At 34.3% G+C, this 23,155-nt stretch carries 27 protein-coding genes, 1 pseudogene and 1 other annotated feature; of the genes and pseudogenes, 20 read left to right on the top strand and 8 right to left on the bottom strand.

Going from position 1 to position 23,155, the window contains the following annotated elements; translation table 11 throughout:
* Positions 1–129: 129 nt before the first annotated feature.
* The 5 genes from ccpA to AC1DIT_RS13505 all read left to right on the top strand — a co-directional run bounded on the left by ccpA (position 130) and on the right by AC1DIT_RS13505 (position 5,328).
* Positions 130–1,128: a catabolite control protein A gene (ccpA, locus tag AC1DIT_RS13525; RefSeq protein WP_016116661.1), complete on the top strand. Its 999-nt coding sequence runs from the start codon at positions 130–132 to the stop codon at positions 1,126–1,128.
* Positions 1,129–1,580: 452 nt separating this feature from the next.
* Positions 1,581–1,892, top strand: coding sequence for a hypothetical protein (locus AC1DIT_RS13520; RefSeq protein ID WP_016116660.1), 312 nt, complete (start codon positions 1,581–1,583; stop codon positions 1,890–1,892).
* A gap of 75 nt (positions 1,893–1,967) precedes the next feature.
* A complete protein-coding gene (locus tag AC1DIT_RS13515; RefSeq protein ID WP_016116659.1) occupies positions 1,968–3,998 on the top strand; it encodes a hypothetical protein in 2,031 nt (676 codons plus the stop codon).
* 2 nt (positions 3,999–4,000) lie between these two features.
* A complete protein-coding gene (locus AC1DIT_RS13510; protein ID WP_016116658.1) occupies positions 4,001–4,648 on the top strand; it encodes a putative bacteriocin export ABC transporter in 648 nt (215 codons plus the stop codon).
* Positions 4,649–5,055: 407 nt separating this feature from the next.
* Complete coding sequence (locus tag AC1DIT_RS13505; RefSeq protein WP_016116657.1) at positions 5,056–5,328, top strand: DUF3917 domain-containing protein; 273 nt, start codon at positions 5,056–5,058, stop codon at positions 5,326–5,328.
* Positions 5,329–5,375: 47 nt separating this feature from the next.
* On the opposite strand, the gene mscL is transcribed toward AC1DIT_RS13505, so the two are convergent.
* Positions 5,376–5,774: a large conductance mechanosensitive channel protein MscL gene (gene mscL, locus AC1DIT_RS13500; RefSeq protein WP_016116656.1), complete on the bottom strand. Its 399-nt coding sequence runs from the start codon at positions 5,772–5,774 to the stop codon at positions 5,376–5,378.
* A gap of 147 nt (positions 5,775–5,921) precedes the next feature.
* Entirely contained in the window at positions 5,922–6,854 is a 933-nt protein-coding gene (locus AC1DIT_RS13495; RefSeq protein ID WP_016116655.1) for a Gfo/Idh/MocA family protein, read from the bottom strand.
* Between the two features lie 132 nt (positions 6,855–6,986).
* Between AC1DIT_RS13495 and AC1DIT_RS13490 the strand changes: the two are divergent.
* Positions 6,987–7,094: pseudogene (locus AC1DIT_RS13490) on the top strand (DNA-binding response regulator); the annotation flags it as partial.
* A gap of 5 nt (positions 7,095–7,099) precedes the next feature.
* Here the strand turns inward: AC1DIT_RS13490 and AC1DIT_RS13485 are convergent.
* From AC1DIT_RS13485 to AC1DIT_RS13470, 4 genes are read right to left on the bottom strand one after another with little or no spacing between them, the layout of a single operon-like run.
* Positions 7,100–7,957 carry an alpha/beta fold hydrolase gene (locus AC1DIT_RS13485; protein ID WP_016116654.1) on the bottom strand — a complete coding sequence of 286 codons (858 nt, stop codon included), beginning with the start codon at positions 7,955–7,957 and terminating at the stop codon, positions 7,100–7,102.
* Between the two features lie 52 nt (positions 7,958–8,009).
* Positions 8,010–9,176: an acetoin utilization protein AcuC gene (locus AC1DIT_RS13480; protein WP_018764514.1), complete on the bottom strand. Its 1,167-nt coding sequence runs from the start codon at positions 9,174–9,176 to the stop codon at positions 8,010–8,012.
* Complete coding sequence (locus AC1DIT_RS13475) at positions 9,173–9,817, bottom strand: acetoin utilization AcuB family protein (RefSeq protein WP_016116652.1); 645 nt, start codon at positions 9,815–9,817, stop codon at positions 9,173–9,175. The genes AC1DIT_RS13480 and AC1DIT_RS13475 overlap by 4 nt, the downstream gene beginning before the upstream one ends.
* A 16-nt stretch (positions 9,818–9,833) precedes the next feature.
* Positions 9,834–10,466 carry a GNAT family N-acetyltransferase gene (locus AC1DIT_RS13470; protein ID WP_016116651.1) on the bottom strand — a complete coding sequence of 211 codons (633 nt, stop codon included), beginning with the start codon at positions 10,464–10,466 and terminating at the stop codon, positions 9,834–9,836.
* A gap of 180 nt (positions 10,467–10,646) precedes the next feature.
* Between AC1DIT_RS13470 and acsA the strand changes: the two genes are divergently transcribed.
* From acsA to AC1DIT_RS13435, 7 genes are all read left to right on the top strand, one after another.
* Positions 10,647–12,365, top strand: a complete 1,719-nt coding sequence (gene acsA / locus AC1DIT_RS13465) for an acetate--CoA ligase (protein ID WP_016116650.1) — start codon at positions 10,647–10,649, stop codon at positions 12,363–12,365.
* 98 nt (positions 12,366–12,463) lie between these two features.
* On the top strand, positions 12,464–13,021 hold the full coding sequence (locus AC1DIT_RS13460; RefSeq protein WP_033671531.1) for a maltose acetyltransferase domain-containing protein: 558 nt from the start codon (positions 12,464–12,466) through the stop codon (positions 13,019–13,021).
* A gap of 69 nt (positions 13,022–13,090) precedes the next feature.
* The gene (locus tag AC1DIT_RS13455) at positions 13,091–13,471 is read left to right on the top strand and encodes a hypothetical protein (RefSeq protein ID WP_016116648.1); all 381 of its coding nucleotides are present in this window, start codon (positions 13,091–13,093) and stop codon (positions 13,469–13,471) included.
* Positions 13,452–13,985 carry an RNA polymerase sigma factor gene (locus tag AC1DIT_RS13450; protein ID WP_016116647.1) on the top strand — a complete coding sequence of 178 codons (534 nt, stop codon included), beginning with the start codon at positions 13,452–13,454 and terminating at the stop codon, positions 13,983–13,985. The genes AC1DIT_RS13455 and AC1DIT_RS13450 overlap by 20 nt, the downstream gene beginning before the upstream one ends.
* Positions 13,978–14,223: a hypothetical protein gene (locus AC1DIT_RS13445; protein WP_016116646.1), complete on the top strand. Its 246-nt coding sequence runs from the start codon at positions 13,978–13,980 to the stop codon at positions 14,221–14,223. Before AC1DIT_RS13450 ends, AC1DIT_RS13445 begins: the two co-directional genes overlap by 8 nt.
* A gap of 78 nt (positions 14,224–14,301) precedes the next feature.
* Positions 14,302–14,527, top strand: a binding site (T-box leader).
* 68 nt (positions 14,528–14,595) lie between these two features.
* Positions 14,596–15,852 (top strand): tyrosine--tRNA ligase, encoded by a 1,257-nt coding sequence (gene tyrS / locus AC1DIT_RS13440; protein ID WP_016116645.1) that lies wholly within the window; start codon positions 14,596–14,598, stop codon positions 15,850–15,852.
* Positions 15,853–15,997: 145 nt separating this feature from the next.
* Positions 15,998–16,126 (top strand): hypothetical protein, encoded by a 129-nt coding sequence (locus AC1DIT_RS13435; RefSeq protein ID WP_016116644.1) that lies wholly within the window; start codon positions 15,998–16,000, stop codon positions 16,124–16,126.
* Between the two features lie 193 nt (positions 16,127–16,319).
* Here AC1DIT_RS13435 and AC1DIT_RS13430 read toward each other — a convergent pair whose 3' ends face one another.
* A complete protein-coding gene (locus tag AC1DIT_RS13430) occupies positions 16,320–17,495 on the bottom strand; it encodes a tyrosine-type recombinase/integrase (protein WP_476998233.1) in 1,176 nt (391 codons plus the stop codon).
* A 59-nt stretch (positions 17,496–17,554) separates the two neighbouring features.
* Complete coding sequence (locus tag AC1DIT_RS13425; RefSeq protein WP_016133301.1) at positions 17,555–18,103, bottom strand: helix-turn-helix domain-containing protein; 549 nt, start codon at positions 18,101–18,103, stop codon at positions 17,555–17,557.
* A 132-nt stretch (positions 18,104–18,235) separates the two neighbouring features.
* On the opposite strand from AC1DIT_RS13425, the gene AC1DIT_RS13420 reads away from it, so the two are divergent.
* The 7 genes from AC1DIT_RS13420 to AC1DIT_RS13390 form a co-directional block, all read left to right on the top strand.
* Complete coding sequence (locus tag AC1DIT_RS13420) at positions 18,236–18,517, top strand: helix-turn-helix domain-containing protein (RefSeq protein ID WP_016133300.1); 282 nt, start codon at positions 18,236–18,238, stop codon at positions 18,515–18,517.
* Positions 18,486–18,758 carry a hypothetical protein gene (locus AC1DIT_RS13415; RefSeq protein ID WP_016133299.1) on the top strand — a complete coding sequence of 91 codons (273 nt, stop codon included), beginning with the start codon at positions 18,486–18,488 and terminating at the stop codon, positions 18,756–18,758. The genes AC1DIT_RS13420 and AC1DIT_RS13415 overlap by 32 nt, the downstream gene beginning before the upstream one ends.
* Before the next feature lie 117 nt (positions 18,759–18,875).
* Complete coding sequence (locus AC1DIT_RS13410) at positions 18,876–19,037, top strand: hypothetical protein (protein WP_016133298.1); 162 nt, start codon at positions 18,876–18,878, stop codon at positions 19,035–19,037.
* Between the two features lie 62 nt (positions 19,038–19,099).
* Positions 19,100–21,535: a DUF927 domain-containing protein gene (locus AC1DIT_RS13405; protein WP_016133297.1), complete on the top strand. Its 2,436-nt coding sequence runs from the start codon at positions 19,100–19,102 to the stop codon at positions 21,533–21,535.
* Between the two features lie 380 nt (positions 21,536–21,915).
* Positions 21,916–22,137, top strand: a complete 222-nt coding sequence (locus AC1DIT_RS13400) for a hypothetical protein (RefSeq protein ID WP_016133296.1) — start codon at positions 21,916–21,918, stop codon at positions 22,135–22,137.
* Positions 22,138–22,158: 21 nt separating this feature from the next.
* Entirely contained in the window at positions 22,159–22,578 is a 420-nt protein-coding gene (locus AC1DIT_RS13395) for a hypothetical protein (protein WP_016133295.1), read from the top strand.
* Between the two features lie 329 nt (positions 22,579–22,907).
* Positions 22,908–23,155: hypothetical protein (locus AC1DIT_RS13390; RefSeq protein WP_476998231.1), on the top strand; the 248-nt coding region annotated here is incomplete at its 3' end.

Below are 23,155 nucleotides of genomic sequence, written 5' to 3'. Positions count from 1 at the left end.
CATTTTTATCGTATCATTAGTAAAAGGACTCGGGAGTGACATCTTCAAGTAGAGTTGATGTCTTTTTTTCATTTTAGTGAACCGATACATAAAGATAAATAACATAATATAGAAGGAGTGTGCGAAGAGATGAACGTAACAATCTATGATGTAGCGCGCGAAGCGAACGTTTCGATGGCAACCGTATCACGTGTTGTAAACGGTAATCCAAATGTAAAGCCTACAACAAGAAAGAAAGTATTAGAAGCAATTGATCGTTTAGGATATCGCCCAAATGCGGTAGCACGTGGACTAGCAAGTAAGAAAACAACAACAGTAGGTGTTATTATTCCAGATATCTCTAATACATTTTATGCAGAACTTGCACGTGGAATCGAAGATATCGCAACAATGTACAAATATAACATCATTTTGAGTAACTCTGACCAAAATAAAGAAAAAGAGTTCCATTTATTAAATACAATGCTTGGTAAACAAGTGGACGGTATTGTATTCATGGGTGAAGATATTACAGATACTCATGTAGAAGAGTTTAAAAAGTCTCCAGTACCAATCGTTTTAGCAGCATCATTTGATGAGAACAATGAAACATCATCAGTAAATATAGATTATATACAAGCAGCTTATGATGCAATGAAGCATTTCTTAGAACAGGGTCATAAACGTATTGGTTTTGTATCAGGCCCTTACATTGATAAAGCGGGAAGCGCAAAGAAATTACAAGGTTATAAAAAAGCTTTAGAAGAAGCTGGTATCGCTTATGATGAAAATCTTGTAATCGACGGAGATTACACATACGACTCAGGTCTAGAAGCATTTGAAAAGCTTTGGGAACTTGATCAAAAACCAACAGCAATCTTTGTATCTTCAGATGAAATGGCACTAGGTGTAATTCATGCAGCACAAGATGCAGGATTAAATGTACCAGAAAACGTAGAAGTACTTGGTTTTGACAACACACGCCTTGCATTAATGGTACGCCCGCAGCTTTCAACAGTTGTACAACCAATGTATGACATCGGTGCAGTAGCAATGCGTCTACTTACAAAATACATGAACAAAGAAAACGTAGAAGATCATACAGTTATCTTACCTCACCGTATTCAATTTAGAAATTCAACGAAGTAAGAATAGGAAAACTCACAGGGAACCCTGTGAGTTTTTATTTTGTTCTAATGATATAAGATGTAATTTCTTTCATTTACCGTCTTTAAATTTGTTGAAACGGAAAATATGACAGATCAGGTTGAGAAATATTCATTTTTTTCTGTTTTTCTTTTAAGGTAATTATTGGCTCGGAGTCACAAATAAAAAGTATGCGGGTACAATCATTAGTAAAATTGATCTCATATTGAAACGCTCCTCTCAAAAAAACAATGTATTAATAAATAAAATTTTAAAAACTATAATAGCTTTTTTTGTAAGGTTTTCATTAGAATATTTTCGTTTACACATGTTTTGTCAAGATTTGTTTTGTTGAGAAAAGTTATAATTTCCGTTTTTGGAAAATAATCACAAATTTAAAAATTGTGTTATATTGAGTTCGGGGAAAAAGGACAATAAATATAGGGGTGGATACTATGAAAAAAATGAATCGAGTTATCATTGCATTCTTAACAATTATTACGTTTGCAATCCCGGTAGGAATTGTTTCGGCAGCATCAGTAGCAAATGGGGAATTGATTTATAAAGGCGGACAAACGGATTCAAAAGTATACTCTGATATTAGAGATGCGAAGCCTACTAATAATAAAAAATATATGGTATGGGCAGCTGTAAAGGTTTGTGGCAACACATATTCATCTGGATGGAAAGCAGATCAAGCTTATAAAGATGCGGACAGAAAATGGTATTGTGATGAAACTTCGCATTACGACTACTACCAAAGATAATATCTAAAAAATTTTTGTCCTTTTCCCCCTTCCTAAATGTATTTTTAGGTTGAATATGATGTGCAGGAGGATAGTATGAAAAAATTATTATTTATCTTTCTAATTGGGCAGCTATTTCTGCTATCTTATATATTTAATAAATCCGTTTATGATATATATGAGTTGAATAATTTAGGAGATACCACTCTTGATGGTTATATTGTAGAAGATGTTTCCGGGAATAAGTTGAACGAATTGTATGAGGAAATGAATTCGGCATGCTTATCAAATAAAACGTGCCAATTACAACTTATCAAAACACCTGTATCTAAGTATAATCAGTTTATTTATGACATATATCATAGTCAGGAAAAGGATATAAATAAACCGAAATCAATTTCATCTGATACAGTTTTAAATTATCATCCATTAACAAAAGAAGATTTTGTTGATAGCAATGGCGTATTTTATACGAACTTATCATTGGATAGATTAAATGATTTATCGAAGAAAATAGGAATTACCATTAATCCGTATCATAACGATATTGCTTATAGTCAAATTGTTACATACAATATTTTAAACTTTGTTATTCTCTTCATACTGACACAATTAGTTTTATTGATTTATACATTTACAAGAATAAAAGTAAATGCGATTAAAAAGATGCTTGGTTATTCGAAATTTAAAATGGTACAAGCGTCATTAAAAGACTTTATATTCATGGAAAGCATCATACTTATTATTACACTAGGCGTTCATTTTCTATATTATGTATTCCTCGATAACGTTGTACCTCGTTATTTCTATTTATTGGTAGCGTTTTTAGTACTAGTGATTGCGATAAATGTTGTCATGCTATTGTTTACTCAAATTAGCTTAAGATTTATCGATATAAATTTGATGATAAAAAATAAAGTATATTCGAACAGGTTAAATTATATTTTATATGCAATTAAGATCCTCTTAATATTATCTATCACAGTTTCAATTTCTTCTTTTATCACGAATTACAGAGAGTATAAAGCTAAATCAAGAGATTTAGAGCGATATACGAAACTAGAGGGTTACTTTACATCGAATGGCTTTAACTCTAATGAGGATGAAAAAGTGCGAAATAATCCTAAATTAATAGCTGAATACGGTGAGGCTGTTAAGAAAATGTATCATCATTTTGATGAAAAAGAAAAGTTATATGTGAGTGATGCTTACATTCTTGAATTATTAAAACCGACATATTTAGAAATGAATGGTTTAAACAAAGAAGATTTATACACTTCTATAAAAGATAATTACATAGTAGTTAATGAAAGATATATACATGATTTTATGAAAATTAAGAATGAAGCAGGAATAAAAATAACAAATTTTCATGTAACAAAGCCTACAATCTTGGTGCCAGCTAAATATAAATCCCAAGAATCAAAAATTAAAAAGATTTATATTGAACAATATAATCAGTTACTGAATTATAATGAAAATTTTGGACTTCCTAAATCCGAATCAAAGAACATTGATAATGTAGAAGTTATCTATATTGCTAATAATCAGGAATATGAATTGTTAGGTAAAAATATGTCTGAAGATGATTCCGATATGAAACTGAAAGACACAATTATCATGATTGATCAAGGGAATTTTGGCAGCTTGTATTATTATGATCAGTTAAGTTCAGGTAACGTTTATTTTCATTTAAACCAAAGGGATGAATTTAGCCAAATACTTGCGAAGCATCATTTAAATAAACTTGTGAACGTTGGTACACTGTTAACACCTTATATGGATAAAGTGCATTTTGTAGAATTTATTATGTACAATTCTTTCGTCTTCACACTACTATTCTTATTTACATTAATTTTTGTAATTTGTATTTCAAATTATGTAGATATTGTCTCGAATAGTAAAAGGTACGCAATCCAATATATTTATGGATACAGTGTAATGAAAACATTTAAATTACATTTGATTGTATATGTGATGTTGTTAGGGATGACTCTTATGAATGTATTTATAGAGTTTAACATTCCGTTCTATCTTGTGATACTTGTAGTTGATTTTATTATTTTATTGTATTTTTATAAGAAGATTATTAAAAACGATACGCACAAAATCGTTAAAGGTGGATAAAGATGGAGATTATAAAACTCGTGAACGTTACGAAAACATATGAAAAGGAAGAAGTACTTTCAAATATTCATTTAACTGTAGAACAAGGTGAAATGATCGCAATTACTGGTAAAAGTGGAAAAGGAAAAACGACTCTCTTAAATATTATTGGCTTAATTACGAAAAAAGATAAAGGAGATTTATTGTTATTTGATACAAAAAATCCGTCGATTCATTCGAAAGAAGCGATGATGTTCAGAAGGGAAAAGATAGGTTATTTATTTCAAAATTATGGGCTAGTTGATGATGAAACGGTAAAATGGAACTTAAATTTGGCCCTAGAATATAAGAAGTTAAGTAAAAAAGAGAAACTCGAAAAAATTGATACCCTTCTTAATGAGTTTGGACTATCTCACTTGAAAGAAAAAATGGTCTATCAATTAAGTGGTGGGGAGCAGCAACGAATTGCAATCATAAGACTAATTCTACAAGAAAGTGATTTAATACTAGCAGATGAACCTACCGCTAGCTTAGATGCTGAAAATGAAAAAGTAATACTAGAGTATTTGAAACAATTGAATGAAAAAGGAAAAACAATAGTAGTTGTTACACATAATCAAGATATATTGCCTTATTTTTCGCGTGTCATTCGTTTACATGAATTGTCTTAAAGATAGAGGAGAGTGCAGAGTTATGAGAAGGAATTTTCATAACTCTGCACTTTTCTATTACTCAAAGCAACTGATTCTTCTTAGCTGTACGAATAAAAAAGAATAACATGGATTATGATCTTAATTATTTTCAATAAACGTCCATAGTTCATCTGTATTACGTAAATTATTATCTATACACATTTGTGCAGTTATTTTGAATCCTGTTAACAAATCATCAATTTGTAAAGTATGATAATTCTCTATATCTCCTTCCCTCTAGCATACTCTTTTTAACAGTACTCCAACATTCATCCCCTTCCTCAAGCACGTGCAGGACATAGGGGGTCATTCACCAGTAAAATTTCCTACAATTACGAAATGTCATGTATAATAGAAAGAAAAGGTTTGTGAGGGGGGAAGAAAAGATGATCGTTCTTTGGATGATTACGCTTTGTATGACTACTGTTTTTGCATATATGACGTTAAAACAAAATGGTCTAAAGCGCTTTGTTCCAGGAAGTATTCTTGCAGGAATTGCCCTTATCACGTATGTAACTTCTATTTTTATTGAAAGTATTTCAGTGAATTTGAGCACAAGCTTCGTATTTGTTGCAATTACATTATTTGCAGGTTCTATTATGATATTAGTGGTTGCCGGTATTATTTTGTTCATTCATATGAATTCGGAAACGCTATAAGATATAAAAAAGCATGTCCTATGTGGGCATGCTTTTTATCCGTTCAATTATGCGTTGTCTTTTGAAGCGTTTTGTTGTTTCAATAAGTCGCGAATTTCGCCAAGAAGTACTTCTTCTTTTGTTGGTTCTGGAATTTCTTCTTTCTTTTCTTCTTCTTTTTTGAATGTTAGCTTGTTGAAAACTTTAATAAATGCAAAGATAGCAGCTGCGATGATTAGGAAGTCAAAGATAGTTTGGATGAAGTTACCATACATAATAGCTGTTTTACCAAATGTAATTTTTAAACCTGTAAAGTCGATACCACCCATTAACATACCGATTAATGGTATGATAATGTCTTTTACTAAAGAACTTACGATTTTCCCGAAAGCAGCTCCGATTACAACCCCGACAGCTAAATCCATAACATTCCCTTTTAAAGCGAACTTTTTAAACTCGTTCCACATTTATAATTTCCATCCTTTCCACGATTCAGTATGAAACTTATAATTCCTATCAACATATTCTATAGAAGTTTTTGATAGAAATAAAGGGGAAATGGGAATGAAAGTAAATTCTGAAAAATGTATCCGTTTCCTTCTATAAAATCCAAATTATGTGATTTTCATTTCGGTAGATTGTAGTAATGAATCTAGCATTTGTTGGGATTTTAATCCTTCTACTCCATCAACTAGTGGCTTTGTATCCCCTTGTACACAATTGATGAAATGCTGCACAGCATCTTCAAAACCACGCTGCTTTAATGTCGTTCCCCATGAAGGTGAACCGCTTTGTGTAATGCGATTATCTTGTTCAACCTCTAGCGCATTCATGTTTTTTACACGAATGATTTTCCCTGTTGTGACAAGTTCGATTTGTTCTAGATTTGTACCAGCATGGCGATGCATAGCGGTAGAKAGTAATGTACCAGCTGAACTTGTATACGTATGATGGCCATAAAGGAGTTCATTTTTTTCGTTTGTTTGCAGCATATTATGAACAACGCGAAGATTACCATTTGCTAACCAGCGTGCTGTATCGACGATGTGTAAATAATCATCAAGCATTGTAAAGTCATATGTATATGGACCAACTTTGTTTGTGCGATGTTTTTCAATACGAATCCATGAAATATCATTTGCTTGTTCTTTTGCTGTAACATACATAGGGACAAATCGACGGTTAAAACCAACCATTAGTTTACGATTATGTTTTTCACTCAGTTCCACTAATCTTTCTGCTTGCTCGACCGTAGCAGCTAATGGTTTGTCAACGTAAACATCGATTCCTTTTTGAAGAAGTTCGGAAACGATTTCATAATGTGTTGCAGTGGAACTATGGACAAACATTGCATCGCATTCTGAAGCGAGAGTTTGTAAGCTAGTGAAGTCTTGAATACGATATTGCTTACAGATTTGTTTGCGTTTTTCAGCATTTGGTGTAAACGCTCCTGTAAATATCCAATCTGTTTCTTTTGTAAGAGTTGGAAGATAAGCTTTTTGTGCGATGCTACCTAGCCCTATCATACCAATTCGAGGTTTATTCATATAGTTTCCCACCCTGCTATGGATTTTTATAAGTTGTATAGTTGTATAGCAACTATACTGTAGCATACGTATTAGAAGGAAACAAAGATTAAAGTTTTGATATACCCGAAGTACTCTTTTACTGCAAGCACTTCGGATGATTATATTAAAAAGCCGTTCAGTTCAAGTGAATTAGTTGCAAGAGTAAAAGCACATATCGCTCGTTATGAACGATTATCTGGAAATATGATCAAGCAGCAAGTGATTTAGTACTTGCTGCTTTCATGCTGTAATGGTTTATAGAAAGTTTTAATAATAGACGAAAAATAATCGCTTTCTTCTAAAAAAGGATAATGGTTGCTATGCTCAAACGGAATAAAGATAGAACCAGGTATACCTTTGTGCATCTCGATAGAATATTGCACTGGACATTGAACGTCATGATTTCCACAAATGATTAATGTTTTTGCTGTAATAGATGAAAGCTGATCTCTTAAGTCGAATTGTGGGTATTCGTTAGCGAAAGCGTTCATCCGACTTACAGCCATTGTTTTATAAATCGGTTTCGAGAAGTATGTTTTATAGCGTTCTGGCTCATATAAAGATAATTTTGTTCGTTCAGCTGATAATACACTTCGCTCTTTTGGAGTAAGATTAGGGAGTTTCAATTCTTCCATAATGTCTTGCATGTATTGAAATTGTGGATGATTCGGATGGTAAATGCAATCGGATGTTTCTGTATAGTTACTAGCAGCAGCACCTACAACGATTAAGGATTGTAAAGAATTTGGATAAGTCACGGCATATAGGAGTCCAAGCATACCGCCTGTAGAATGACCAGCGAAATGCCATGATGAAAATTGCAATGCGTCTTTTAGTGCTTCTAAATCTTCAATTGCTTCGCTCAAGCTCAATTCAGTTTCCTGTGTAGCTTTTACAGAATGACCAGCATCTTTTAAATTAATAAGAAATACACGGTGAGTACGAGTAAAGCTCTCTGCAAAATAATCACCAGTTTCATTAAACTGTGAATAATGATGTGTAACACAAAGTGGTTCACCATCGCCTTTTATAAATACTTCAAAAGTACCACGCTTTGTATGTAAGCGTTTTTGTTCCCACATAAATATCACCTTTCATAAAAAAGAATAGGAGAAAGTCCCCTATTCTTATCATTTAATATAAAGCCTTTTTCGTATTATTCCGAATAATTTCAAGGGATTTTGCCACTGTTAATGCATTTTTTTCTTCAATTTCTGGCTTTCGAGGGATAGGACTATACATGTTGTTAGGGTCTTCCCATGTGAGGGGAAGTTCAATAGGTGCTTGTCCTTTCCAAGCTTCAATCCATTCTGGGGGAAGATAACCTGAGATGTTTTGGATATTGTTCATTTCGAGCCAAATGAGTGCCCATGCTCTTGGAACGACGCGCCATATATCATAGCCGCCACCACCAACGGCGATCCAGCGTCCGTCGCAGTATTCATTAGCGATTTCATGAGCAAGCTTTGGAATTTCACGATAAATTTGCATCGTTGCACAAAGGTGAGTAAGAGGATCGTAATAATGTGCATCGGCTCCGTTTTGCGTTAAAATGATATCCGGTTTAAAGTAAGCTGCGACTTCTTTTACCACGGTACGATAAGATTGTAAAAAAGATTCGTCTTCTGTAAAGGCATCGAGTGGAACGTTAAAAGAATAACTATAGCCAACACCTTGACCGCGCTCGTTTACAGCGCCGGTTCCAGGAAATAAATAGCGCCCAGTTTCATGTAGTGAGATGGTGCAGACGTTAGGGTCATCATAAAAGGACCATTGTACACCATCACCATGATGGGCATCTGTGTCAATGTATAAAACACGCAATCCATATTTTTTTTGCATATATTTTATAGCAATCGAGCTATCGTTATAAATGCAAAAACCAGATGCTTTACCGCGAAATCCGTGGTGCAGGCCACCACCTAAATTTAATGCGTGCTTTACTTGACCTGAAAGAACGGCATCTACAGCCGTTAATGTACCGCCAACAAGTAATGCGCTCGCTTCATGCATATTTGGAAACATCGGTGTATCTTCTGTTCCAAGACCATATGACATGGCGATTGATCTTTCTAATTTTCCTTCTCCAGCACGTTTTACCGCATTTATGTATTCCTCTGTATGAATGAAAGCAATCTCCTCATCTGTTGCCATTCGCGGTGGAATAACTTGAGAAGGGTGAATCAGCCCACTCTTTTCTAGTAAATCGTAGGTGAGTGTAACACGAAGCTGATTAAAGGGATGTTCAGGGCTAAAGGAATAGCCCCGAAAATCATCTGAATAAATGAAGGCACTCTTCATGCCTGCATCCCCATTATGTTTGGCCATAAGACATGATAACCTTTTTGCTCTAATGTTTCGATCACTCTTAGAGGATTCATCGTTTGAATGCGGAAAACGAGTACTTTATCATTCTCATCTCTTGCTGGATAGACGAGAACGCTCACAATATTAATATGTAAATCACTAAAAATAGCAACTACCTTTCCGAGAATACCAGGTTCATTTTTCACTTGAATTTCAATTTGTGAACTTGGCTGATGGGCACCTGTTAGTTTCACGAGTGTATGTAATACTGTGGATTCTGATATGATTCCAACAAGCTTTCCGCCCTTTGTAACAGGAAGACAGCCAATTTTATTTTCAAAAAATAGTGTTGCAATTTCCTCTACAAAGTCAAGAGGATGGCATGTCATTACCGGTTGTTTCATAATTAGCTTAATCGGTTGCTTAAGTGTATCCATTGAAACTTGTTCATCAAGAATCGACGGACTCGCATCGCGTACGTCGCGATCAGAAATAATACCGACTACATTGTTCTCATGATTAACAATGGGAATGTGCCGAATGCTTTTCGCATTTAATGTGCGCAGTGCTGTTTCTATCGTATCATCTGGGTGCAGTGCGATTACATCATGATTCATAATTTCTTCTACAATCATTCCATATGCCCCTTTCTTAATACATAAAACGATTTTTAAAGCGTAAACGGTCAAAATCTTGGATGGAATTTGTATCGACGCGGTTGCCGATACGAACCATTAAACAGTTAGCTGGGTGGGAACAAATTTCTGGATCATCTGTTGCCATCCACTCTAGTCCGCCGGCATTCATCATCTTTTCCATTACTTTACGGTATTCCCAAACATTTAAACCAGTTTGTTTTAAATCCCAGTGCCAATAATATTCAGTCGTTAATATAATATAATCTTCCATATGATCATCCATCATCGAAACCTCTAATAGATTTTTTCCAACCGAGCATCCGCGGAATGCGGGAATGACTTCAATTGCTCCGAGTTCAATTAAGTTTTCCATGTTTCCTTCTGACCATCGTTCTAGCGGATCAGGATATAAATATGTAACATATCCGACAATTGTTTGGTCATGTCTTGCGATAATGAGACGAGCTTCTGGTAATTTAGAAATTTCGACAATCGCTTTATATTGTTGATCAGCGGGACGAAAGGCAACTAAGTCTGGATGAAATTCACACATTTCAAGATTATGGGTAGATACAGGACCTTCAATGATTAAGGTTCCTTGCGTTGTTTTTAAGTTTCTTGCATTATATATTTTTTTATGAATCAATGTTTTGCTCACCACCTTGAGGGTTTGTGAATCTACTATATATTATCGTACTTTATAATATATGCGATGTGAATCGAATTTTGTCAGTAAAAATTTGTCTAAAAATCAACAAATATACTGAAAATTTTAAATAATATCATTATAATAGATAATAGAATACATAGGAGGGGGATGTAAAGTATGAAAGTAGAAACGCTTCCAGTTATTAAAGGAGAAAATAATTTGCCCGATTATGAAGAAACATATGCAGGTTTCAACTGGGAGGAGGTTAATAAAAACTTTTCTTGGTATGAAACAGGCCGAGTAAATATGGCATATGAGACAATTGATAAACATGCGAAATCTGATCGAAAAAATAAAGTGGCACTTTATTATCAAGATGGAGTGCGCAAAGAGAAATATACATTTAAAGAAATGAAGGAGTTTTCCAACAAAGCGGGAAATGTCCTGAAAAACTATGGTGATGTAGAAAAAGGAGATCGCGTTTTTATTTTCATGCCGCGTTCACCAGAATTATATTTCGCACTTCTTGGTGCAGTGAAATTAGGAGCAATTGTTGGTCCGTTATTTGAAGCATTTATGGAAGGAGCGGTGCGCGATCGTTTAGAAGATAGCGAAGCGAAAGTGTTAATTACAACGCCTGAATTGTTAGAGCGTGTTCCGCTTAATGATTTACCAGCGTTAAAAACAGTCTTTCTTGTTGGAGAGAATGTAGAAGAAGGCGGAAAACTTGTTGCGTTTAATCCATTATTTGAACAAGCTTCTAACAAACTACAAATCGAATGGTTAGACCGTGAAGATGGATTAATTCTTCATTATACGTCCGGTTCTACAGGGAAGCCAAAAGGTGTTCTTCATGCGCAAAATGCAATGGTGCAGCATTATCAAACTGCAAAATGGGTGCTCGATTTAAAAGAGGACGATGTATATTGGTGCACAGCTGATCCAGGTTGGGTAACAGGAACTGCTTACGGGATTTTTGCACCGTGGTTAGTAGGTGGATCAAATGTCGTTTTAGGAGGGCGTTTTAGTCCAGAGGCATGGTACGAAGCACTGCAAGATTACGGTGTAACAGTTTGGTATAGTGCGCCAACAGCATTCCGCATGTTAATGGGAGCTGGCGAAGAAGCGATTAAGAAATACGATTTATCAGCACTCCGTCACGTACTAAGTGTTGGTGAGCCGTTAAATCCAGAAGTAATTCGCTGGGGAATGAACGCATTTGGCCTTCGTATTCACGATACATGGTGGATGACAGAAACAGGGGCACAAGTTATTTGTAACTATCCTTGTATGGAAATTCGCCCCGGATCAATGGGGAAACCAATTCCAGGTGTGAAAGCAGCGATTGTTGATAACGAAGGAAATGAAGTACCGCCATATACAATGGGGAACTTAGCGATTGCTAAGGGCTGGCCATCGATGATGCGCGCAGTTTGGAACAATCCGCAAAAATATGAATCTTACTTCATGCCAGGAGATTGGTATGTATCAGGTGACTCTGCTTATATGGATGAAGATGGATATTTCTGGTTCCAAGGGCGTATTGATGATGTCATTATGACTTCTGGTGAGCGCGTTGGTCCATTTGAAGTAGAAAGTAAATTAATTGAACACGCTGCGGTAGCAGAAGCTGGTGTAATCGGTATTCCAGACCCAGTGCGCGGTGAGATTATTAAAGCGTTTATCGCACTGCGCGCAGGTTATGAAGCATCTGATGAATTAAAAGAAGAGATTCGTCAATTTGTGAAAAAAGGCTTAGCAGCTCATGCAGCGCCAAGACAAATTGAATTCCGAGATAAACTACCGAAAACGAGAAGTGGTAAAATTATGCGACGCGTGTTAAAAGCATGGGAGTTAAACTTGCCAACAGGCGATTTATCAACAATGGAAGATTAACAGAGAAAGGTCTGAACGTATTATTTCGTTCAGACCTTTCTTTTTTGTGTTATCATAAGAAAAATAACTTATATATACGTGTTAAAGGGGATGCTATTATGAAAACAGAAAAAGAAAAAATGATACAAGGTGAAATGTACGTACCGGCTGATCCAGTATTAGTACAAGACAGGGAGCTGGCTCGTATATTAACAAGAAAATTAAATGAAACACCGGAAACAAAATCTGAAGAACGTAGTTTGCTAGTAAAAGAATTGTTTGGATCCATAGGAGACAACATTCATATTGAATCTTCTTTCAAATGTGATTACGGCTATAACATTCATGTTGGAGAAAACTTTTATGCTAATTTTGATTGCGTCATTTTAGATGTCTGTCCAGTCACAGTCGGTGAGAACTGTATGTTAGCTCCAGGAGTTCACATTTACACCGCAACACACCCACTTGATCCCATTGAACGTATCAGTGGCAAGGAATTTGGGAAACCAGTAACAATTGGGAATAACGTTTGGATTGGTGGAAGAGCTATTATTAACCCAGGGGTTACGATTGGAGATAATGCGGTGATTGCTTCTGGTGCAGTTGTAACGAAGGAAGTTCCTGATAACGTTGTAGTTGGTGGGAATCCTGCGAGAATAATTAAAAAAATAAAATAAATTCTTTTGAACCATTTGCCTCTGTCGGTTGTATAAGTTTATGACATGATAGATTAGGAGGCGACCTACATGCTAATTGGATTTATTGTTTCAGGTGCTGTAGTAGTTATTATGATGATTGTTATTCTTGGAATTGTGATACCTTTTGATAGGAAATATATCGTTCGAACAAACGGATATAAAATTGATTTTACAAAAACAAAAATATATTTTCGCTGGAATGTATTTGATACAATTTCTGTCTGTCTTGCGGTGTATGCGTGCATATGCGTACAAGTATTAAATATTTTAGTCTCGAGCGGATTTACGGTTCAAAATCCATACGTCCAGTTTTTTACGAATCAATCACAAGTGTGGACACTTGTAGCAAGTGGGTACTTAATTAGCCGAATTTCTTTAACCTTAAAAGGAATAAAGGAGATTAAAAAACATGGCGCAGATTGGGAGTGAGGAAGAGCTCATGCTTGCGTATCAAAATGGGGATAAGCAAGCTGGAGAAAAACTATATGTTTTAATGAAACCAGCGCTATATACATTTTTGTATCGATTTAACCGTGATGAGCAATTGAGTATAGATCTCGTTCAAGATACATTTTTATCGTTAGAACGTAAGAAGCATATGTATGAGATTGAAAAGGGGAAAATTAAAACGTATTTGTTTCAAATCGGTTATCGCCTTATGATTAATAAATTGAATCGAAGAAAAAAGTGGCGCTCTCTTTTACCGTTTTTAGTACCAATACAGGAGAAGGAATTTTCAGAAGAAGACCGGCTCACCGTAAGAGAGGCGATTTTGAAAGTTCCTGAAGAGCAAAGGGCGGTCCTTATTCTTTCTTATTATCATGATATGCCGCAAAAGGAAATTGCAGAGGTTTTAGGTATTTCTGTAGGAACAGTGAAATCGAGACTTCATAATGGTATAAAGAAATTGAAACAATTGCTGGAGGTGGATGAAATTGAGTGAAAATCCCTTAAAAAAAGAGTATAAATTAAAGCAGCATTTAGATAGCGACCATGTAGAAATACTGGATTTTCCAAAAACGGTAAGTCGCTTCGATCGATTACTTGGATTCCTTGCCTCCCCAGCAAAAGATCCTGTGGAAGCGACTATTGGAAATGATTTATCGATTGTGTTTCATGTTTCACTATTAGTTGGTGTTCCAATCCTCTCCCTTATTACAATATTCATTGCGACTTTGTAAAGGAATGGAAGACTAAGAAACTCACGCCTCTATTTGACATGCCTATATAAATGATGGTATAAAGAAAAGTATATAAATAACTGAGCGTGGAAAGGGAGAAGTAGTGATCATTTCCCTGTTTTAGAGAGCTGATGGTCGGTGGAAATCAGCACATAGATGATCGCGAATTACGCCCCTAGAGCATCTTTTTTCGATTGAATCGTATTCAAAAGGGAAAAGACGGTGCTGAGCCGTTATGTGAATGAGGTGGCAGGTTTTTGCCTGCAACTAGGGTGGTAACGCGATGATCAAAATCGTCCCTTATTTGAGGGGCGATTTTTTTATGTTTTCACATTTCACGCTCTATTTAATTTAAAGGAGAGTATGTAGAATATGGGTATTTTACAAGATCTTGAGTTTCGCGGGCTAATTAATCAGCAAACAGATGCTGAAGGTTTACAACAATTATTAGAAAAAGAAAGCGTTAAATTATACTGTGGTTTTGATCCGACAGCAGATAGCTTACACATTGGTCATATGTTACCGGTATTAATGCTACGTCGTTTCCAATTAGCTGGTCATCAACCAATCGCACTTGTAGGTGGCGGTACTGGTATGATCGGTGACCCAAGTGGTAAAAAAGCAGAGCGTACATTAAATACGAAAGATACAGTTGCTTACTACACGGAAAGTATTAAAAATCAGCTTTCAAACTTCTTAGAGTTTGAAAATGTAGAAAACCCAGCAACGATGGCTAATAACTATGATTGGCTTGGTAACTTAGATGTAATTACATTCTTACGCGACATCGGTAAAAACTTCGGTTTAAACTATATGTTAGCAAAAGATACAGTAGCATCTCGTTTAGAGACTGGTATTTCATTTACGGAATTTAGTTACATGATTTTACAATCATACGACTTCTTAAACTTATATCAACAACACGATTGCCGTCTGCAAATCGGTGGTAGTGACCAATGGGGTAACATTACAGCTGGTCTTGAATTAATTCGTAAATCAGAAGAAGATGCGAAAGCATTCGGTTTAACAATTCCGCTTGTTACGAAATCTGATGGTACGAAGTTTGGTAAAACAGAAGGCGGCGCAATTTGGTTAGATCCAGAGAAAACAACTCCTTACGAGTTCTACCAATTCTGGATCAACACAGACGACCGCGATGTTGTAAAATACTTGAAATACTTCACGTTCTTATCTCATGAAGAAATTCTTGAGCTAGAAAAACAAGTATCTGAAGCACCAGAAAAACGTGCAGCACAAAAAGCATTAGCTTCTGAAATGACAAAACTTGTTCATGGCGCTGAAGCATTAGAGCAAGCAATTAAAATTTCTGCAGCATTATTTAGCGGTTCTGTAGCTGAACTAACTGCAAACGAAATTGAGCAAGGTTTCAAAGATGTACCATCTGTAGAACGCAGTGCAGAAGATACAGTATTAATCGACTTGCTTGTTGAAAGCAAAATTTCACCATCAAAACGCCAAGCGCGTGAAGATGTAACAAATGGTGCAATTTACGTAAACGGTGAGCGTACACAAGCATTAGATTATGTTATAACAGAAAAAGACCGTATTGAAAGTAAATTTACAATTATCCGCCGCGGTAAAAAGAAATATTTCTTAATTCGTTACTAATCAATACAGGTTTATAAAAAAAGGCTTTGGGGAGACATACTCCTCAAAGCCTTTTTGTTTTAATCTTCTTTCTATGTTCATACGGAAATCACAAGTGAGGAGTATGATATATGTATAAGATAAAAGAAAGGAGTGGTAAAAGAAAATGTCACTAGAAGCGCTCATCATCTTTTCTTTGCTAAATGCTAGTCAGCTTGCGGAGAATACACAAAGTGATGTACATAAAAATCCTAAAGATGCTTATGTGTATGTGGAGAAACAAGAAGATAAATAAACTTTATTTTATATATAAGAGTAAGTTAAAAAAAGGATGATAAAGATAGCGTTCGCTTTCGTTATCATCCTTTTTTAATAAGTGCTATAAGAACGAAAAAAGCCGATCCAAAGGATCGGCTTTACGTCATTAACGAGAGTAGAACTCCTTAGTATTAAAAACCCTTATATTATCAAGGTTTCGAGGCATGATTTTAAAAATCCCCCCCAAAAGTTCCCCCAGCTGTAAGTAAACTTGTACTAAATGCAGCAACTGACTCTTCTTCTAATTCCTTAAATGAATGACCATATATATCAAAAATCATTTGCGGTGTATTACCTAAACGATCAGCAATAACTTTTACTGGTATCCGCTGGCTAATTAATAATGTTGCATGTGTATGTCTTAAACCATGCGGAGTGATTTTTTTCAAAGTTGTATGTTTTAATATACGTTGAAAACTATACATTAAAGGGTTATCTGTTATAGGTGTTCCAGATTGATAAGATATGAAAATAAAATCATCATCGTTTAAGTGCAGGCCGAAAGAGAGCTTTGTTTTTTTACACCATGTTCTATATGCCTTCAATTGATTAATGAGAGTATCATCAATTAAAATCGTACGGAAGCTATTTTTAGTTTTTGGTGTGCGTGTTCCCTTGTTATCACGAGTGCGTTCTACAGTTAGAGTTTTTTCTTCGAAATTAATGTTTTTCCACTGTAAACCGAGTGCCTCACCTTTTCTTAATCCAGTGAAAGCAAGTAACAAAATTATGCTGTAGTTTGTGATGTTTTCGTGCTTTTTAGCAGCTGCTATGAATTCATTTAACTCTTCAGCTGTGAAGAAGTTTTCTACTGTCTTTTCTTCATTTGGTATTGTAATTTTATTAAATCTATTACGAGGGATAAGTTCATCATCCACAGCGGCATTGATTGCAATTTTAAAAAGTCTGTGGAAAAGTTGAACGGTACTAGGTTTATATTTCTTTAATAGTTCATTAATATAAACACGCTTGTAAGTTGATTTATCTAATTCAGCTAATTTATATTTACCGAGAAGTGGTTTCATTTGATATTTAATAGCATTTTCTCGTTGTGRACATGAAGAGATCTTCCATTCGTTTTTATGAGTTTCATACCATATATCTAACCATTCTGAAATAGTTAAATTGGAGTTTTTAACCTGTTTAACTTCGCCATTTAAGATACTTGTCTTAACTTCAAGTAGCCCTCGGTAAGCTTCATTTTCAGATTTATAACCCTGTTTGTATTTTTCTCGCCTTTTTCCCAGTGAATCGTAGTATCTATGCCTAAAACACCATAGTTTTACACCTTTGGCATTGAAATAATAGTATAATTCAGGATCTTTCTTTGTTTTATTTAGTTTCAYTATTTATCTACCCTTTCGTGCGTGAGCAAACGCTATTAAAAGGGAAAGGATATTTATAATTACTTAATTATGAAGTTTTCAATAAACTTTAAGATATCTTTTTTATTCTCACTAGTTAAGGTTTTTTTGTTATAGCAAATGTCTACATCCATCTGCAGTAGATAATGTAGATCAAATAGATGTTCATTTTTAGTAAGAATCTGATTTTCTACTCCGTCTTCTTCATCCATAATATTTATGAATTTAGGCACAAATGAAGTTAACGGTATTGTCTTTGAAGAATTAAAAGGATCATCAAAAATGTTACCAGGTATTTTATGAATTGCTTCTTTTATCTGCTCTTCTTTTTCTTCATTTGTTAAAGTTTCATCATTTTCGATAGTTGGATAACTAATATAACCAGCTAGATAAGACAGATAATTAAAATGAATATCTAATCCTTCAGCTATTTTTTCTAATATTTCTGCTGATGGTTTTTTATGACTACCTGTCTCTAATTGTGATAAATAAGGATGCGATATACCTGTTAATTCTGCTGCTTTTCTTAACGAAAGCTTTTTGTCCGTGCGAATCTTTTTTATATATTCACCTAATTCGATCTTAATCACCTTCTTTTATTTATTTGTCTAAATTTTACTTTAGGGTGGTATTTATGTCAAACAAATTTAAATTAATGGTTGACGTCGCCAAACAATAGGTTGTATACTATGACCAAGCAAAGAAAAAGTTGGTGAGCAAAAATGATTGAAATAAAATTGAAAGATGAAATAACAACTAGGCTTTTAATCGCCAAAACAGGTAAAAGCTTAAGAAGTTTTTCTAAAGAAAATGGTTTCTCTCATGCTTATTTAAGTCAAATTTTAAAAGGGGATCGTAATCCATCACCAGTAGTAGCGACAAAAATTTCTAATGGTTTGAATCTCAAAGTAGAAGATATTTTTTTTATCAAAGTGGTTGGTGACAGCAAACAAAGCGGAAGGGAGATTCAATATGGAATTAGCAACAATCAATGTCGATGTTGACCAAAAGCAGTTGCGTGATTACATCCAAAAGAAAATTGATGAGAGTATCCATCAAACATTTTTTACAATTGATATTAATAAAATGGCTGAATTAACGTGCATTTCTAAATCAAGCCTCGAACTTGATATACTTCAAGATCCGAGAGTCAAACAATTCGAACGTCGTAAACCTGGTGGGAAAAGATATTGGTTTTATGAACCGACAATGGAAGCAATTAAACAAATTATGGATTCTTGGTAACGATAAAAAATTAAGTAAAAAAAGCGTGAGCAAACGTGAAAACTAGAAGTTTATAGGATATTAAATTAAGTGATATTTTTTGTTGTTCAGATTTGAAAAAAATTGAGGTGAATACATATGAACGGAGTATTATCAGCTAATAATTTAATGATAACTGCTGAAATATGTGAAAACAGTGTGAGGGACAAATTACATACCATTCTAGAAAAAGCGGAGAACGGTGATCTGGAAGCGATCAAAGTTTTAGAAGAGATTAACCGAATATTAGCGCAAGGGTAATAATCCTATTGGAAACTAAATATTTAAAAAAACTATCAAGATACAAAAGGAGGTGTTCATTTTTGAAAGTTACCATGCCGCACTATATAACAAGAATTGATGAAATGTTACCTGGTGCAAAGATTATAAAGCTTACAGGATACACAAATGGAAATAGGGATTATCAGAAAGCTAAAAGTCCAATAGGTTCATGGCAAAACAGTTCTTCTTTAAATGAGGAACAAATAAACACTTGGATAGAAACAGGCGGCTGGATAGGTGTAAGGATACCAAAGGGCTTTTATTTAGTAGATATTGATAACACGCAAGAAGGAGAGTTATTGAAAGAACTTCTTGAGGGTGAAAATATAAATCATCATGCGATTAAAACACCTAATGGATTACAGTTTATTTTTAAAGGCGAGATGGATACAACGCTTAATCAAGGCCAATATCAGAAATATGTTAACCGTTTAGGTTTAACACAAGATACACGTGCTGCCGAAAAAGGCTATATCGTATTCCCAACCGAAAATACTGAAGGGCGTTATGTACTATCTCAAAGTATAGGAGGATTGGACGAGCTACCACATTACTTATATAAAGTTTGGAATGCTCAAAAAACACCTTCACCTATGGGTTACCCATATGAAAGTAACGGATCACGAGACGGGGATTTTTATGACCTCGCAAGGAGATTATTAACATGCGGTGTAGGTAAAAAAGACGTATTGGAGAGCCTGCAATTAGCTTATGAATATTTTGTACCGTACAAAAATGATTTTCCATTCAATTCTATAAAGGAAAAGGTTGAGTCAGCTTCTAAAAAAGTGGGCGAAAGAAAAAGAAAAGCACCTAATGAAATTATGGGATTTGAAGTACATGTAGATGGTATAAGCAAAAATAAAGTTATTCCTAAACCTTTTAAAGTGGGAGAAAAGGCTACACTTTTTGAGGAAAGAGAGGATAAGGATGGAAATGTAATAACAAAGCTTGTATCACGTAAAACACCATATATTACAAAGGAATTCCATAACATAGAACGTCCACAAGTGCTTTATGAAATTGAATGGAAGGAAAGCAATAGAACGGTAAGAGAAGTTGTGCCAGCTTCTACTATTGCTGTTAGAAAAGAATTATTAGAACTAAGTGATAAAGGTTTTTCTGTTAATGATAATAACGTTAAAAAAATCATTACTTATTTTGACCAATATCTATTGATTAATAATATAGAACAACATTATGCGGTAGAACGTTTAGGACATATAAAGGATACTTTTATCCATCCCTTAGTTACTAAAGATGTTGAGATTATGGCAATAGATCATGGTGAGAAACAACTACTTGAAGCTTTTGAAGTAAAAGGAACAAGTGATACATGGAAAAAAGAAGTATTTGAACGAATTAAGCAGCAACCAAAGGCGGTATTTTTTGTACTTTCTAGTTTTGCGAGTGTCATTATTAAAGATTTACGCTTACAACCTTTCATTGTTGATTTAAGTGGGACAACCTCCCAGGGGAAAACCACTACATTAAAGGTGGCAGCCAGTGTATGGGGAAATGAAAACCTAATGAGTGAATGGAATGCAACAAAGGTATCTATTGAAAGAAAGGCATCATACTTAAATAGTTTTCCTTTGCTACTGGACGATACACGTAAAGCGGATGAACGAATATTAAGAGATGTTATTTATCAGTTTAGCGGTGGACGTTCAAAAGGTCGTGGTTCATTAAAAGGTAGTCAGCGTGAATATACTTGGAACAATATTTTATTAAGTACAGGTGAAGTAACTTTAAATGAATATGCCAAAAATCAAGGTGGGGCTGCAGCAAGGATTATCCCATTAATTGACGAGCCATTAAAGAAAGATCATAGCAATATTATGGAACTTTATGAAGCTATGGAAAGCAATTATGGAGCAATAGGCATAGACTTCTTGCAAGTGTGGATTAAAGAAAAAAAGGAACTTATTACAGAGTATCACAAGTTTAGAAAGCACTATATAGAGAAGTCGAAAGGTAACGAAGTATTAAACCGATTAGCTGGGTACTATGCAGCAGTCCATTTTACAGGAAGTATATTAAAAAACAAACTGGACTTTGATATTGATCTAAAGGCTATTTCATCACTATTCGATAATATAGCAGAAGAAAATAAAGCGATTGATAAGCCTATGCAGTTTTTAGAAGAGATACTTACGGATTTGGATAGTAGTAGACAAAATATATTTTATGATTATATGCCTAAGATTATTAAAGCAATTTATAAAGATAAGCAAAGACAATTGTTTTTGACTCCAGCCTATACTACCGATTTCTTAAGTGTTGAAGAAAAGCAAGTAAGACGTGAATGGTTAAAGAGAGGCATGACAATTCCAGTTGAAAAAGGAAGTAAAGTAGTTGATTACAAACTTGTAAGCCATAAGGGCAAGAAATTTAATGGTATACCGTTAAATATGGAACTTGTAGGAGAACTAGGGTTTGACTTTTATGAAGCTAATATAGATTTTTCAGATTAGTAGTAATAAGAGTAATAGGGAATTACCTTATTTAAAATTTCTTATTACTGTTCAAAACCCTTATAAATCAAGGGATGAATCAGTAAAAGTAATAAAAGTAATAAAAGTAATAAGGATTTTGATATATATGTATTTAAAAAAAACGAAAAATTTCAGTTTATATATGTAAGTATTTTGATTTTAAAAATGTATTACTTTTATTACCGATAAGTCAAATCCCTTGTGGGAGTAAGGGGGAATAAGGTAATACGTCCAAAACATTATTATTACTCGTACTACTGATATTTTTATAGAAAAGGCAATAAAGCTTAGAGCCGTAAGCATTTCAAGGTTTTAACAAAAAGTAATAAGCACGTATTACCAAAAAGGGAGATGAGTAAATGGCAACTAAAAAAGCTCCAATCGTATTAGCAATTGAACGTGATGAAAAAGGAAATCTTAGTACATGGTGTCAATACTGTAGAAAGTTTCATCATCACGGAACAGGTGAAGGACACAGGGATGCACATTGTTTTGAGGAAGATAGTCCTTATATTCGTACAGGCTATGTCCTTAAGAAGATGAAACTATCGGGTAAAGAGATTATTAGAAAAGAGAATTGAATCTAAGTAGGTGATGGATAATTGATTTGTTTAAATGATTATAAAAAATTAGAAGAAGAAGTTACGTATTTAGAATACAAATCGGAAAGAACAAACTTTGAATTAAAACGTCAGATCAGCTGCGATTTACCTGAAGATAAATTAACCGGTGATTTAAGTAATGTAGAAGTGGAAGACGTTATTAAGCAAGTCAAACAAGAGTTACTTTTGAAAAAACAAAAATTACAAATGTTAATTGATTTAATGAACAAATTTGAAGGAGTAGAAAATAAAATACTTAAGATGAAATATAGAGATGGAATGACATTAGATGCTATAGGAAGTGAACTAAACTACAATCCAGATTACATAAAGCATAAACATGCTGAAATTATGAAAAGGATTAAGTTTGCTAAAGTTTTAGAGTCAATATATAAAAAATACCCCCCACTTAAAAAATAATTAAAACAGTCTATTGGGGACCGAGGGGGGAGCTTCGTGTAACACACAGGCATTTTTACATGGGGGGTGGTATATTCGTAACATTTAGCGATTTTTAGGAAGGTTTAAAAAGATTTATCAAAATATCGAGGTATTTAAAATGAAATATAAAAAGGTGTCAAAAAACGGACAAACAATAAATACTGGCATATGTTATAGGTGCGAAAATACACTAGCATATTGTGGTTCATTTGCTCAAAAGTATTGTCCAGAGTGTAAAAAGATTGTAGATCGTGAAAAGACTAGAGAACGAATGAAAAAGTATCGGGCAAGGAAAAGAGGGAAGGGAAATGAATCCCAAAATGATTAATGAACCTAAGTATATAGATTTATATGGACGTGTCCGAAAGGTTATCTACAAAAACAGTAATGTAATAGTTTTTATTTTTTCAGATGAGTCTTTTGGGGATCTTTATTGCAAAGCTGGTAGAGAAACGATTTTTTATCGTAAAACTGAAAAGTATAAGAAATATCATTTGCAAGTCGTTTTAAAAGGTATTAAGAGTGAAACAAAACATGGTGAATTTTTATATAACCA

This window comes from Bacillus sp. 05T22 (assembly GCF_056396765.1).
The sequence above is the reverse complement of the archived record's forward strand: the minus strand, read 5'-3'. Positions and strand labels throughout refer to the sequence as shown.